The sequence below is a fragment of the Bradyrhizobium sp. cir1 genome, assembly GCF_014198245.1.
Classification (GTDB): Bacteria; Pseudomonadota; Alphaproteobacteria; order Rhizobiales; family Xanthobacteraceae; genus Bradyrhizobium.
Map to the genome: position 1 here is coordinate 204,943 of NZ_JACIHE010000005.1, position 14,281 is coordinate 219,223.

9 protein-coding genes are annotated in these 14,281 nt (G+C 65.9%); 3 read left to right on the top strand and 6 right to left on the bottom strand.

What is annotated here, in order from left to right:
* The first annotated feature begins 205 nt into the window (after positions 1-205).
* Complete coding sequence (locus GGD63_RS13680) at positions 206-4,321, top strand: GAF domain-containing protein (protein ID WP_183242722.1); 4,116 nt, start codon at positions 206-208, stop codon at positions 4,319-4,321.
* On the opposite strand, the gene GGD63_RS13685 is transcribed toward GGD63_RS13680, so the two are convergent.
* From GGD63_RS13685 to GGD63_RS13705, 5 genes are all read right to left on the bottom strand, one after another.
* Entirely contained in the window at positions 4,295-4,636 is a 342-nt protein-coding gene (locus tag GGD63_RS13685; RefSeq protein WP_183242724.1) for a hypothetical protein, read from the bottom strand. The two genes, GGD63_RS13680 and GGD63_RS13685, sit on opposite strands and share 27 nt — an antisense overlap.
* Before the next feature lie 230 nt (positions 4,637-4,866).
* Entirely contained in the window at positions 4,867-5,859 is a 993-nt protein-coding gene (galE, locus tag GGD63_RS13690; protein WP_183242726.1) for a UDP-glucose 4-epimerase GalE, read from the bottom strand.
* A gap of 19 nt (positions 5,860-5,878) precedes the next feature.
* Positions 5,879-6,685, bottom strand: a complete 807-nt coding sequence (locus tag GGD63_RS13695; protein ID WP_183242728.1) for a WecB/TagA/CpsF family glycosyltransferase — start codon at positions 6,683-6,685, stop codon at positions 5,879-5,881.
* Positions 6,678-9,050, bottom strand: a complete 2,373-nt coding sequence (locus GGD63_RS13700) for an exopolysaccharide transport family protein (RefSeq protein WP_183242729.1) — start codon at positions 9,048-9,050, stop codon at positions 6,678-6,680. The genes GGD63_RS13695 and GGD63_RS13700 overlap by 8 nt, the downstream gene beginning before the upstream one ends.
* Positions 9,051-9,329: 279 nt before the next feature.
* The gene (locus GGD63_RS13705) at positions 9,330-10,127 is read right to left on the bottom strand and encodes a bifunctional 2-polyprenyl-6-hydroxyphenol methylase/3-demethylubiquinol 3-O-methyltransferase UbiG (protein ID WP_183242731.1); all 798 of its coding nucleotides are present in this window, start codon (positions 10,125-10,127) and stop codon (positions 9,330-9,332) included.
* A gap of 406 nt (positions 10,128-10,533) precedes the next feature.
* Here GGD63_RS13705 and GGD63_RS13710 point away from each other — a divergent pair, with 406 nt between their 5' ends.
* Positions 10,534-11,562 carry a glycosyltransferase family 2 protein gene (locus tag GGD63_RS13710; RefSeq protein ID WP_183242733.1) on the top strand — a complete coding sequence of 343 codons (1,029 nt, stop codon included), beginning with the start codon at positions 10,534-10,536 and terminating at the stop codon, positions 11,560-11,562.
* Between the two features lie 15 nt (positions 11,563-11,577).
* On the opposite strand, the gene GGD63_RS13715 is transcribed toward GGD63_RS13710, so the two are convergent.
* The gene (locus GGD63_RS13715; protein ID WP_183242735.1) at positions 11,578-12,564 is read right to left on the bottom strand and encodes a glycosyltransferase; all 987 of its coding nucleotides are present in this window, start codon (positions 12,562-12,564) and stop codon (positions 11,578-11,580) included.
* Positions 12,565-12,856: 292 nt separating this feature from the next.
* On the opposite strand from GGD63_RS13715, the gene GGD63_RS13720 reads away from it, so the two are divergent.
* On the top strand, positions 12,857-14,209 hold the full coding sequence (locus GGD63_RS13720) for an O-antigen ligase (RefSeq protein ID WP_183242737.1): 1,353 nt from the start codon (positions 12,857-12,859) through the stop codon (positions 14,207-14,209).
* The last annotated feature ends 72 nt before the right edge of the window (positions 14,210-14,281 follow it).

Consider the following 14,281-nt stretch of genomic DNA (forward strand, 5'->3'; position numbering starts at 1 on the left):
ACACAGGGCTGCAAATTCGTAAACGGAACACGCCTTTCGTCGAAGATTCGTCCCGTGCGGCGGTATTCCCGACAGTTTTGTGGCGATCGTTCGCAGCTCGTTCACTTTGATCGACGGTTTGCAACAGGCAATAACGACCACTTAGGCGATCGCCGCTGATAAAGGCACCGGGAGAAATAGGCAGAAATGCCCGGGAGCTGAGATCGTGCCGACGACACTCGCGCGCACATTTGCGGCGCTGAGCGCCATCAATGAAGCGATCCTCTACGCGAGATCGCCGGACGAGCTGTACCAGAAGGTCTGCGACGCCGGATTTTCGAGCGGGGACTTTTTGGCCGTGGCCGTGTTCCTGGTGGGCCCCGATGGCCGGCGGCTGCGCTTTGCGGCCGGCAGCGGCGACGATATCCCGCGGCTGCGCTCGCTCGAGGTCACGACGGACGCCGGCACGCCGGAGGGATCGGGTGTCGGCGGCGAGGCATTTCGCGATCAGAAGCTGTGCATCAGCAACGACTATCTGAACGATCCGCGCTCGCTGGCGTGGCGTGAGGGCGCCACCAAGGCGCACATCGGTGCGGCCGCGGCGTTGCCGCTGCTCTGCAACGGCAAGAGCGTCGGCGTGTTGTACGTGACGCGGAGCGAGGCGAACTCGCTGAACGAGCAGATGGTGTCGCTGTTCGAGCGCATGTCGGCCAACATCTCCTACGCGCTGGACAATTTTGCGCGCGAGACCGCGCGGCAGACCAGCGAACGGGCGACACGGCGGCTCAACCGCATGTTCGGCGCCATCAGCGCCACCAACGAGGCGATCCTGCGGGCCAAGACCGAGCAGGAGCTGTACCAGCTCGTCTGCGACGCCTCCGTGCACAGCGGCAAGTCGCTGGCGACCATCGTGCTGCTCCGTGAACCGGATTCGCACTGGATGAAGCCGGTTGCCGCCACCGGGCAGAACCTCGAGCTCGTCACCCAGGCGCGCTATTCGGTCGATCCGGAAAACCCCTATGGCAAGGGCATCTCCGGCGAGGTGTTCCGGACCCAGAGAGCCGTCATCGAGGACGATCTCGCCAGCCGCACCAAGGGCTCGCCGTGGGAGCAGGCCAACGTCAACACCGGCGTCGCCGCCTGCGTGGTCGCGCCGCTGATCAAGCGTGGCGAAAGCGTCGGCGTGCTTCTGTTCTTCATCAGCCGCTCCTGGGCCAAGGACGATGAGATTGTCGCGCTGCTGCTGCGGATGACGGAGAACGTCTCGTTCGCGATCGAGAACTTCGGCCGGGAGGCCGAGAAGGCCAGGATCGCCGCGGAAGAAGAGCGCCTGGCGCGCATGTATGCCGCGCTCAGTGCCACCAACGAGGCGATCCTGCGCGCGCGGTCGCGGTCCGAGCTGTTCGAGCTCGTCTGCGAGGCGACGGCCAAAGGCGCCAAGTTCACCTCGGCCAGCATCGCGCTGGTCGACCAGCGCGCCGAGCTGCTGCGCGTGGTCGCCAGCTACGGACCGAATGCCGGCCAGGTTCGCAACTTCAAGTTCTCGATCTCCGAGCAGGTGGCGGAGGGACGCGGGCTGACCGGCACCGCATTCCGCACGCGCCAGCCTGCCGTCAGCAACGACGTGCTCGCCGACGACCGCATCGCGCCCTGGCACGCCAGCGCCCGCCGCAACGGGATCGCGTCCTCCGCGGCGCTGCCGCTGTTCAACGGCGACCGGGTCGAGGGCGTGTTTCTGTTCAACTCGCCGGAGTGCGGCACCTTCACGCCCGAACTGGTCGAGCTGCTGCGCAGGCTCCAGGCCAACGTCTCTTTTGCGCTGGAGAATTTCGACCGTGCCGAGGCGAAGGCGCAAGTGGACAAGCAGCGCAATCGCCTGAGCGGAATGTTCGAGGCGCTGAGCGCAACCAATGAAGCCATCATGCGCGCCAAGACGCGTGAGGATCTGTTCGAGGCGGCATGCCAGGCGGCGGTCCTCGGCGACGTGTTCGCTTCGGCGACGATTGGCATCATAGACAAGGAAGATGAGCTCGTTCGCGTCGTTGCAGTAAAGGGACGCCTGCAGGAGCAGATGGTCGGACGGACCTGTATCATTTCCGCCGGGCATCCCGAGGGCCAGGGGATCATCGGCACCTCGCTCCGGACCCGTCGGCCCAGTGTCATGAACGACTATCTGAACCAGCCGCGTTCGGCATACTGGCGGGCAAAGGCGATCGAGGATGGAACGCGGGCAGCCGCTAGCTTTCCGCTTCTAAAGGCAGGCCAGGAGCCGATCGGCATCCTGCTTTTCCTCGCGCCCGAAGAGAACACATTCACGCCGGATCTGGTCGAATTGCTCGGACGCCTCGCCGAGAACGTCTCCTTCGCGCTCGACAATTTCGACCGGGCGGAGGAAAAGGCCCGCACCGAGGCGCAGAAGGAACGCCTGACGCGCATGTTCGCAGCGCTGAGCGCCACCAACGAGGCGATCATGCGGGCCAAGTCGCGTGCAGAGCTGTTCGACCTCGTCTGCCTCGCCGCCTCGAACGGCGCGAAATTCACCTCGACGACGATCGCGCTGGCAATGGAGGGCAGCGATCAGCTCGAGATCGTGGCGGCGGCCGGGCCGTCCGCGGACACCACGCGCAACATCCGCCTCTCCATCGACCCCGAGCGTCCCGAGGGGCGCGGCATGAGCGGCACGGCGTTCCGCTCGCGCCAGCCGTGCATCAGCAACGACTACCTCAACGACGATCGCGTCCGTGTCTTCCATGCCATCGTGCGCGGCGACGGGGCGCGGTCGGGCGCGGCGTTTCCGCTCGTCGTGCACGATCGTGCCGTCGGCGTCATGATCTACATGTCGACCGAGCCCGGAACCTTCACGGAAGAGTTCGTCGAGCTGCTGCAGCGCCTGGCCGACAACGTCTCCTTCGCGATGGAGAATTTCGATCGGGCCGACGAGAAGAACAAGGCGGACGAGCGGATCGAATATCTCGCCTCGCACGACAGCCTGACCGACCTGCCGAACCGCGAGACCTTCAACGGGCTGCTGCGCGCGGCAATCGACACCGCGCAGCGCCACGACCACCGGTTTGCGGTCCTGTTCATCGATCTCGACCGCTTCAAGGTCATCAACGACTCGCTGGGGCACGAGGCCGGCGACCTGCTGCTGCTCGAAGTGGCGAACCGCTTGTGCGGCGCGCTGCGGGCTAGCGACGTGGTGGCGCGTCTCGGCGGCGACGAGTTCGTGGTCATCCTCGACCAGTGCGGCGAGATCGACGACGTCCAGCGCATCGCGACCGGGCTGCTCGCGGCGCTCGCCGAGCCCATGGAGCTCGCCGGTCACGAGTGCCATACCACGGCCTCGATCGGCATCGCGATGTATCCGGCCAACGGCTCCGACGCGCAGACGCTGACCAAGAACGCCGACATGGCAATGTATCTGGCCAAGGAGGACGGCAAGAACGGCTACCGCTTCTTCTCCAAGGAGGTGAAGACTCAGTCGATCGAGCGCCTGTCGCTGGAGAGCGCGCTTCGCCGGGCGCTGGAGCGCGAGCAGTTCTCGCTGAACTACCAGCCCAAGGTGGACATGGAGACCGGCCAGATCACCGGCGTGGAAGCGCTGCTGCGCTGGACCCATCCCGATCTCGGCAGCGTCTCGCCCGCACAATTCATTCCGCTTGCGGAGGAAACCGGGTTGATCGTGCCGATCGGCCGCTGGGTGCTGAATGAGGCCTGCGCGCAGGCCATGGCCTGGCAGCGCCGCGGATTGCTGCCGCTGTCGATGGCCGTCAACCTGTCGCCCCGGCAGTTCGCCGACGAGCATCTGTTGCAGGATGTCGACGAGGCGTTGGCGGCCTCAGGCATGTCGCCGGTGCTGCTCCAGCTCGAGGTCACCGAGAGCATGATGATGCGCAATGTCGGACGTGCGCTCAAGGTGCTCGACGCCATCCAGAGCCGCGGCATCCGCCTTGCGATCGACGATTTCGGCACCGGCTATTCGTCGATGTCGCTGATGAAGCACTTTCCGATCGACACCATCAAGATCGACCGCTCCTTCGTGCGCGACCTGCCGCAGGATTCCGAGGATCAGGCGATTGCGCAGGCGATCATCAGCATGGGTAAGGCGCTCGGCATGACGGTCGTCGCCGAAGGCGTCGAGAACGCCGAGCAGGAGGCGTTCCTGCGCAGCCACGGCTGCGACGAGATGCAGGGCTTCCTGATCTCGAAGCCGCTGCCGGCCAAGCAGATGGCCGAACTGCTGCGGCCGATGGTCCTGCCTGTGGCACCGCCGCTCCAGCCCGAGCCGGATCCGGTTGCCACTGCGGCTGCGGCGTTACGGCTGAAACGCGCTGTCGTCTGACGGCTGCGGGTGCAGCTCGCGGACGTCGTGATCCGCACTCTCGGCCATGCTCGGAAAATCCTGGGGGCTCGTCAGCGACGTCTGCTCGACGAACAGCGCCAGAATCGTGCGCGCGCCGGCCGCGAAGCTCGTGCCCTCGTCTAGGCCGAGCTCGGCGCACCATGTGCGGCTCATCGGCTCCTGATCGTCGACCACCGCCATGGCGGGCCCCCACCACCAGGCAGGCGCGGGCGAACGCTCGTCCTCGGGCACGACATGCCAGCGGACGAACTCATCCATCACGCGCTCGAACTCCAGGCGTTCAGCCTGATGCATTGGATCGATACTCCTGGAATCCGCGCCTGATGACAGGCCGTCACGCAGATTCGATTGTGGTCCTGACGCCCGGAAAAATCGGCTCGCGCCAAATTGGCCGAACCATGCATCCCGACCTCATCGTCGGTGATGCCCAAAATGCGGCCGTCGACGATACGCCAACGGCGGCAGCGAATATGCATTCTAGCCGTTTGGAGGCACGGCAGGCAAGGTACGGATGCTACGGTTGCTTAACGCGCCTTGAGCGGATGGGCCTTCTGGTGCCAGGCCCAGGCGGTGCGGATCACCGTCGGCAAATCGGAATGACGCGGCACGAAGTTCAGGACTTTTCGCGCGGCAGAGGCGTCGGCGACGAGATAAGTGGGGTCGCCGGCGCGGCGCGGCTTGACGGTGTGCGGCACCTCGCGCCCGGTCTCCTGCTCGATGGCGTCGAGGATCTCGCGCACCGAGAAGCCCGAGCCGGTGCCGAGGTTGAAGCTGCCGCCGGCATGTCCGGTTTCCAGAAGCTTCAGTGCCGCCACATGCGCGGCGGCGAGGTCGGTGACATGGATGTAGTCGCGGATCGCGGTGCCGTCGGGTGTGTCGTAATCGTCGCCGAACACGGCGAAGTCGACATGGCCCTGCAGCGCCATCATCGCGCGCGGAATGAGATGGGTCTCGTTGTCGCGCAACTCGCCGATGCCGCCGGCGGGATCGGCACCGCTGGCGTTGAAATAGCGCAGGCAGAAGGCACCGAAGCCGTAGGCCGAGCGATAATCGGCGAGCATGCGCTCGATCATCCATTTCGATGCGCCGTAGGGGTTGATCGGCGCGCAGGGGAAGTCTTCCGGCAGTTCCTTGGAATCGGCATTGCCGTAGACGGCGCCGGTCGAGGAGAACACGATGCGACGGCAGCCGGCGTTGCGCATCGCCTGCAACAGCGACAGCGTGCCTTGCACGTTGTTGACGTAATATTTCTGCGGATCGGTCATGGATTCGCCGACGAGGCTGGCGGCCGCGAAATGCATCACCGCGGTGACCTTGTGCTCGGCGAAGGCGCGCGCCAGCGCCGCGCCGTCGAGCAGATCGCCCGTCACGAGGGGACCGGCGACGAAACTGCGGTGACCTGTCGAGAGATTGTCATAAACGACGGGCTGATAGCCGGCGGCGGTCAGTGCGCGGCAGGCATGCGAGCCAATATAGCCTGCGCCTCCTGTGACGAGGACAGTCGGTCGATCGGTCATGTCGTATGCTACTCTTCTCTCAGCGATTGAAGGGCCGTTTGCGGCTGAAGAGAAGATAGAGCGCGCGGGGGTTGGTGGTCAAATAGCGCCAGAGCAGGCGGCGGGGCTCAAGCCATGTGCGCCAGGCCCATTCGAGTCCGAATTTCTGCATCCATTGCGGCGCGCGGGACCGGCTGCCCGACAAAAAGTTGAATAAGCCGCCGGATGTCTTGATAACGCCAACATTGGTGAGCAGCGGTGTGAATTCCTCGACGAATGCCTGCTCGTTGGGCACGCCGAGCGCGACCCAGAGATAATCGGGCGCGAGCGCATTGATCTCCTCGACTTTCGCGCGCAGGGCTTCGCCGCGCAGATAGCCGTGGCTGTGCCCTACGATCTTCAGGTTCGGATACAGGTCGCGGACGTTGGCGACCGCCGCGGCGTTCTCGGCCTCGCTGGCGCCGAACATGTAGAAGGTGCGGCCGACCGCTTCGGCCTTGCGCGCGACGACATGGAACAGGTCCGTGGTCGCGACGCGCTCGGGCAGCGGAAACCAGGATTGCAGTTTCGAGGCCGCCACCAGCGGCTGGCCGTCGGCATTGATCAAATCGGCGATGCGGAACAGGCGCTCGGTCTGCGGCTCGGTCGAGCAGCGCGCCAGCACCTCGCCATTGGCCGAGGTCAGGTACAGCGGCCGGCCGATGCGATGTTGCGGATCGGTGGCCTCGATCATGAAATCGGCGGTCGCTTCCAGGTCGAGCGCGGCCATGCGGAGGCCGCCGACGGTGATCCGCGGCACGTCGGCGGTTGCGGCCCGTCCGTCCAGGTTGACGCGGCGCTCAAGCATATTGTCTGCCTCGCTGGCGCGCTTGGGTTGCGGGGGTGAGCTCATCGAGCACGACGCCGACGAGCTTGCGCTCGGCGCGGCCGAGCGTGCTCAGGATCTCTTCCAGGCTGTCGTTGATGTCCATGCTGGTCGGCAGCACCGCCACCAGCGCATCGACGTCTTCGAGCAGCTTGCGGCAGCCGGCCGCGAGCGGCATTGCGGGCCCGTCGAGGATCACGAGGTCGTAGCCGCCGGAGGTGCGCGCCTGCGCGATCGCCTTGCGGATGGCCTCGGTCGCCTTGCCGGCGTCGCCTTCGGCGGCAGGCAGCACCGAGATGCCGTTGACCGTCTTGATCTCGCGTGCGGCCTTGCTGCCGTTCGAGAGCCAGCCGAGCCTGCTCGGCTCGCTCTTGCCGGGGCGATTGACCTTGTTCGAGAGTGAATGGGCCAGATGGTCGGCGTCGATCATCAGCACGCGGGCGCCGTCGCGCGCGGCCGCGAGCGCGAAGTTCAGCGCGGTCACGCTGCGTCCGGTGGTCTCGCCGGTGCCGAGCAGCGCGACAACCGGCATCGCCTTGCCGCCGGCGCGCCGGGCCACTGCCGCGCGCATGTCGCGCCAGGCATTGAGCAGGCTCGTCAGGGGGAAGCCGGGGCGCAGCGTCGGCCAGCCCAGCCGTGTCAGGTCGACGCCGCCGCCGGTGGCGAGAATGGCGCCGAGCGTGTGGATGACGTCGGCTTCCTGGAGGCGCGCAATCAGCGGCTTTTCGATCAGGGGCTTGTCGGCCATCGAAGGTTGCAGCGGCGGCGCGGCAAGTTCCGGCAGAGCCTGCGCAACTTCCGGAGTGCGCGAGACCTGCTGCGGCTGCGCGGTTTCCGGAGCTCGTGCGACCTGTGGCGCTCGCGCAGGATCCGGGGCCGGCGTGCGCTGGGGACGGGCCGGCGTCGGCGCTGGTGCGGTCGCGCCGGCGAACAGCAGTTCGGCCGCGGCAAACCAGCCCGATGCAGCGATGGCGCCGAGGATGAAGCCGATCATGGCGAACAGGCTCATGGCCGGCGGGAACGAACGCCGCTGCGGCACGGTGGCCTCGCCGATGACGCGGGCGGCCGACGTGTTCAGGCTCTCCTGCTCCTCGGTCTCGCGCGAGCGCTTGAGGAAGGATTGATAGACGTCGCGGCTGGCATCGGCCTCGCGCTCGAGCTCGCGCAGGCGCACGGCGGCCTGGCTGAGCTGCACGCTCTGCCGCTTCTGCGCTTCCAGCGCCCGGTTCAGCGATGCCTCGTAGTCGCGGGCCCGCGTCAAATCGTTCTTGGCCGACTGGGCGAAGCGGTCGATCTCCTCGCTGATGGTGCGCTTGAGGTCCTCGACCTGCTTCTCGGTCTGGCGCAGCGCCGGATGGCGCGGGCCGAGCTCGCCGGCCTGCTCCGCATATTTCTTGCGGGCCTCGGCATATTGCGCGCGCAGGTTCGCAATGGTCGGCGATTGCAGCGCTTCGGGAATTGCACCGGCATCTGCCGCCGTGCGCCGGCTTGCCTCGATCTGGTCGAGCCGGGCCTGCGCGTCCATCGTCGCCGCCCGTGCTGCGGAAAGCCGCTGGTTGCTGGAAGAGAGCTGCTGGTCGCTGATCAACGCGTCCTGGGTGCCGACAAAATTGTTCTGCGCCTTGTAGGTCGCAAGCGCGGTCTCGGCATTACGCAGCCGCTCGCGCAGCTCCTTCAGGCGGCTGGAGAGATCGCTGGTGGCGCGGCGTGCCGCCGAGGCCTGCGAATTGCGCGACTCCGCGAGGTAGACGTTGGTCAGCGTGTTGGCGAGCATCGCCGCCTTCGCCGGATCGGTCGACCAGACCTCGATGTCGACGATGAAGCTCTTCTCGGTCTTGCGAATCGTGATGTGCCGGTTCAGCGCGTCGAGCGCCGCGAGCTGCACTTCCTTCGTCTCGGCCGCGGAGGGCGCGCGGGGCTGGAGGCCGATCAGCCCGAGCAGCGACGACATCAGGCTCTTGCCGTCGCCGCCGCCGAATTCGGGATCCTTGTCGAGACCCGCCTGCTGGATCACCTGGAGCAGCACGCTGTTGGAGGTGATCAGGCGCGCCTGGCTCTCCACCACCATGGACATGCCGGAGACGTCCTGCGCGCGGGGCGTGAGCTCGCGATCGACGAGCTGGAGTTCGCGCGGGTCGACATAGAGCTGGGCTGTGGCGGTGTAGCGGGGCGTCAGGCTCTTGCCGACCGTGACCGCAAGCGTCGCGCCGAGCAGGGCGGCGGCTGCAATTGCGACCTTGCGCCGCCAAAGCAGGTTGACCAGCTCCAGCACGTTGAAGCCGGCCTGAAGCCTCTGCTGCGGGGCCTCTGGTCTGGCCCGATCTATCGGCTGGTTATAGTCCAGCATCGTCCCCAGCTTTCATTCCAACGGCCGCGGGCTGAGGGGCTACTCTTCGCTTTACGCCACGCACCCGGGATATAGGTGCCCAATCAACGCAACAGGGAAAATTAACCATACTCATTGAGGGACTATTCACCGAAATGGCAAACAAAGCGTTTAAGCGCATGCCACGCCTCGACGCGTCGCAGCGACGCGGAAGCCCCCGAGAGATTAACCGTTCGTTACCGCGCGCAGCGTGGCCACGAGGCTCCGCTCCTCCCGCAATGGATTGCGCGCGCATGATCGTCAGCTTTTCCGCAGGATGACGTGATAATCGCCGCGGCGGACGTCGGTGCCGCGCGGGAGCACGGCGTTCAGCACGGCGGTGCCGGCATCGACGAGCGCCGCGAACAACGGCTTGCGCCGGCGCATCTCGGGATAGCGCGGACTCTCGACCTCACGGCGATAGATCATCTCGAGGCCGTTGGCGGCTGCGAACGTTTCGAGCCGCGGCAGCGTCACCAGTGGATGGAAGAAGGTGGGGAACGGCGGCTCGCCAGGCAGGCCGGCGTCCTTGATGCCGCGGACGTGCCGGTAGAACCAGACGTGGAACCAGTGCGGCGAATATTTGGTGACGACGCCGGACAGCGAACGCGGATTGGGCGCACCGATCAGGATCATCCCGCCGCGCTTGAGCGCATCGCGGAAATTCAGGAGTGCAGCATCGACATGGGGCAGATGTTCGATCACGTTGTAGCAGATCACGAGATCGAAGGTTTCGCTCCCAAAGCTGTAGGTCTGCACATCGCCGAGGATGGCCTCGTCCGCGTAGGTGTTGTTGCGGACCTGGTCCTCGTCGATGTCGACGACGGTGACCCTGCTGCGGCTCAGCAATTCCGGTGGCAGAACGCTGCACGAGCCGCCGCCGGCTTCATAGATGGCGAGCCGTCCCTGCGGCAGTTCGCGACGCAGCACGTCGTGAACGGCGAGCAGGCTGTCGCGCGCTTCGCCGGGGACCAGATCATGCAGCGCCTGGACGTGTGTGGTCGCGGGGGCGTCGATCGCCGTGGCTGTCGCGAAATCGATCGTGGCTGGCTTGTTCATATTTTCTGACCGCGCTTGTTCTATTCAAATTTACAGGAAAAAACTCGCATGCCCGAAGAGCAAATCTGATGCCGCACCACCTCACCGGTCGTGGTGCTTACGGGCGGGTTAATGCACATGGGCGTTAACTACGGCATCTTCCGTATCGCGGCGCCGGCGCACGATGGACTACGAATTGCAGTACCACGGACGCATGTAGTTGCCGGGGAAACACGTGAAAACGGTTAAGTGCATGGCGTCCGGTCTGCATCGTCGGAATATCCGCGGCGTGGTGCCGTCTCGCGCCTCGAGCCGGTTGTCCACTTCGACACGCAACTGTCCCGCGATACTGTATCGTCGCGGGACGACGCTGGCGCATGCGACCGGCGCAGGGCTTTTTCAACATATCTCGGGCATCTAGAGCGCCATGACACTGATCCCGACAGACCTGTCTGCCAGCCGGATATCGGATGCCGTGCGCGATCCCAAGCGCCAGATCGCGGCGAGCTCCCGCGTCATCGACCTGTCAGTCGGCATCGTCGTCTGCATTCCCTGCTTCCGCCGCCCGCAGCATCTGCGGCTGACGCTGGACTCGCTCGTGAGCCAGCGCACCCCGCGTTCCTTTGCCGTCGTCATGGTCGAGAACGACGCTGCAAAGCGCGAGAGCGCGCCGGTCGCCGCGGAATATCTCGCCGACGGCAGGCTCCAGGGCATCTGCCTCGTCGAGCAGCGGCAGGGCAACTGCCAGGCGATCAACGCCGCGTTCGAGACGGCGCAGGCGCTGTTTCCCGCCGCGACCCGCTTCCTGATGATCGACGACGACGAGATTGCCTCGCCCGACTGGCTCGAGCTGATGGTTCGCACCGCGGAGGCGACCGGCGCCGACGTCGTCGGTGGCCCGGTGCTGCCGGTCTTCGACGACGACAGCAAGCCGTGGCTTGCGCGTCATCCCGCCTTCCGCCCGGCCTATGATTACAGCGGCGCAGTGCCGCTGATCTATGGCTGCGGCAATTGCCTGATCACCCGCGCCGCGTTCGAGCGGTTCGACAAGCCCGCGTTCGATCTGCGCTTCAATTTCCTCGGCGGCGGCGACTGCGATTTCTTCGTGCGGTGCCGCGACGCCGGCATGGTCTTCCACTGGACGGCGGAGGCGGTCATCACCGAGACCGTGCCGCAGAGCCGCATCAGCTTCAGTTGGATCGCCAAGCGGGGCCTGCGCATCGGCGCGATCAATTATCGCGTGCAGTACAAGGCCGCGCAGAGCGCGGCGGCGCGGGCGCGGGTGTTCGCGCAGATGCTCGGTCGGCTGCCGCTGTCGCTGCTGCGCGCGGCGCGTCTGCTGACGACGTCGAAGTCCGTCGTCGCGATGCATCCGGTGATGGTGGCGTTCGGTTCTGCGCTCGCGGCCTTCGGCTTCGATCCGAAGCCCTATGAGGCCTCGAAGATCGTGTCCTGACGCTGCAGAGAAGAGTTAGATGCCGAAGCCGGCGAGAGCTGTCCTGGCCGCGGCGCGCGGCAGCGCCTTGAGCGAGCGCCTGCCAACCATCGCGAGATAGCCAAGAGCGTCGCGATATCTGCCGAAGCGGACCGCCTGCATCGCCGAATAGGTGACGAGATGAATCTCCGCGGCAAGGCGCAGCCCGGCTGCCGTGCCTTCGGGCAATCTCGCCAGGATCAGACCGTCGTCGAAGACACGCGCGATCGCCGGAAAGAAATCCTTCGGCGTCCGCACCGCCGCGTTCATGGTGTTGGCGGTGTGCAGGCGGTAGTCGAGCAGCAGCTTCGGCGCGAACTCGAACTCGCCGATCGCGGCAAGGCGGCACCAGCAATGCCAGTCCTCGCAATATCTGAGCGAGGTGTCGAAGCCGCCGATGGCGCGGAAGGCCTCGGCACGGGCGAGCGCGATGCCGCCATTGACGATGAAATTACCGCCGGCGAGGCGTGCGAGCACGTCGCCGGAGGGCTTGCGACGTCCCTTCAGCAGGTCGCGCCGGCCGATCTGCCGTCCCTCGCTGTCGATCGTGTTGTAGTCGCCGTAGACGAGAACCGCGCGTGGAGCGTCGCGCGCCGTTGCAAGCAGTGCCGCCACCGCGCCGGGGCGCAGGCGGTCGTCGGCATCGAGGAAGAGCAGCCAATCGCCGCCCGCATGCCGCGCGCCGAGATTGCGCGCGGCCGACACGCCTGAGGAGTCGTTGCTCATCAGGCGCAGCCGCGGGTCACGGATAGCGCGAATGATCGCGACGGTCTCGTCGATCGAGCCGTCGTCCACGACGATGACTTCGGTCACCTCAGTTTGCGTCAGCGCGCTGGCAAGAGTTTCGCCGACATAGGCCGCGACGTTCTTGGCGGGGATGACCACGGATACCGACCCGGCCGAGCCGGGTTGCAGCGGGAGACGCGCCGGCGCCGCCACGCGTGAGCTGGCCGGCAATTCGAGAACGTCTTCGGCGGTGATCAAGCTGCGGCTCGTCTTTAATGATCTGTTAACCGGGGCGCATCGGGCGAGCTGGCAGAACCAGCGATCGAAAACTCGCGGCGGATGATACCCGCATTACCGGCAAATCATTGTGGGCAAGGCCTGCGCGGCGCCGGTTTCGTCAAGTAACGTTAAGCCGGCGGCATTGAGCCTGCGGAAATAGGGAGGCGTGCGACAGGGTAGTGTGGCTGCAGAGGTCCGTGCTGGTTGACGATCGGTTAATGGGGATGAGGTAGGCGTAAGCTTCCGCCGGCTTCACCACCTGCCTTGAGCCATGGATCGCAGCGCCGCTGACATGACTGACGTCGAGGTCCCATCGCTCGGCCACCTCCTGCGCGGCGGCCTTGCGGGGCTGAATGCCGTGCGGGCGACGCGCTGTCTCGTCGCGATTGCGGCCCTGCTTCTCGTCCTGGTGACGCTCGATCCGTTTCCCGACCTGCGCAGCGAGGACGCGGCCACCGTCGTCGGCGGGCGAATGGCGCTCACCTACGTCTCCTGGGGTCTGCTGGCTGCAGTTGCGGTGCTGCTCGTCGCGGTCACGGATGCACCCGCGTTGAAGAGCCTCGTGACACCGCTGCATTTATGTCTCGTCGGCTGGCTGTTGATCAACATCGTCTTCTCCGAGAGCCGCGGCGTCTCGATCCAGCGTTTCGTGCTCGCCGCCAGCGTGACCTCGCTCGCCGTCCTGCTGCCGCTGTTGCCGCCGACGCAGCGGAGCTTCAATTTGTGCCTCGGCGCCGCCGCGCTCGCGCTGCTCGCGCTGTGCTATCTCGGCGTTGTCCTCGCCCCGCAATATTCGATCCACACCGCGCTCGACGTCAGCGAGCCGCAGCTCGCCGGCGACTGGCGCGGCAGCTTCGGCCACAAGAACGTCGCTTCGCCGGTGATGACCATCCTGGTCTATGTCGGTATTTACCTTTGCGCCGCCGGATCGTTCGTGATGGGGCCGGCAATCGCTGCGCTCGCCGGCATCTTCCTGATCTTCACCGGCGGCAAGACCTCCTCGGTGCTGTGCCTTGCGATCTACGTGCTGGCCTCGCTCGTCTATGTCACGCGAAGCCTGTGGCTGAAGCGGCTCATCTGCTTCGTGCCGCTGATCGTGATGAACCTGCTGACGGTCGGCAGCGTGCTGAGCCCGGCGCTCGGGGCGATGACGCGGCTGCTTCCGCTCGATCCCACCTTCACCGGCCGTTCCGCGATCTGGGAGTTCGCGCTCGCGGCGGTGTCCGAAAAGCCGATCATCGGTCACGGCTATGCGGCGTTCTGGGACGACGTCACCGCGCGGCAGACCGCCCAGGGCGCCGAATGGGCGACGTCGGCGGCGCACAGCCACAACTCCTATCTCGACCTCGCGGTCACCATCGGCCTTCCGGGGCTGGCGCTGGTGATCCTCGTCTTCGTGCTCGCGCCGCTCGGCAATTTCCAGGCGGCCCAGTCTCACAACCGAAGCAGCGCACTGGCAAAACTGTTCCTGACTGTCTGGCTGTTCGGCCTGTACTACGGCGCCACCGAGACCTTCCTGCTCGAACGGCAGAATCCGATCTGGTTCATGTTCGCCCTCGCGGTCGCGGGCCTGCACTTCCTCGCAAGGTTCCAATGCGTTGACCGGACGGAGCCCCAGCGCTGACAGCTTGTCGCAGTCGCGGCGCCGTGGTTGCGCCGGCTTAACGATAAGCAGCGACGTTACTTGTGGTCTGCG

What these genes read in the sequence shown, in the direction of transcription:
- galE (WP_183242726.1), bottom strand. Translation starts at nt 5,859, where the DNA reads ATGACCGATCGACCGACTGTCCTCGTCACAGGAGGCGCAGGCTATATT.
- GGD63_RS13720 (WP_183242737.1), top strand. Translation starts at nt 12,857, where the DNA reads ATGGATCGCAGCGCCGCTGACATGACTGACGTCGAGGTCCCATCGCTC.
- GGD63_RS13700 (WP_183242729.1), bottom strand. Translation starts at nt 9,050, where the DNA reads ATGCTGGACTATAACCAGCCGATAGATCGGGCCAGACCAGAGGCCCCG.
- GGD63_RS13705 (WP_183242731.1), bottom strand. Translation starts at nt 10,127, where the DNA reads ATGAACAAGCCAGCCACGATCGATTTCGCGACAGCCACGGCGATCGAC.
- GGD63_RS13685 (WP_183242724.1), bottom strand. Translation starts at nt 4,636, where the DNA reads ATGCATCAGGCTGAACGCCTGGAGTTCGAGCGCGTGATGGATGAGTTC.
- GGD63_RS13710 (WP_183242733.1), top strand. Translation starts at nt 10,534, where the DNA reads ATGACACTGATCCCGACAGACCTGTCTGCCAGCCGGATATCGGATGCC.
- GGD63_RS13695 (WP_183242728.1), bottom strand. Translation starts at nt 6,685, where the DNA reads ATGCTTGAGCGCCGCGTCAACCTGGACGGACGGGCCGCAACCGCCGAC.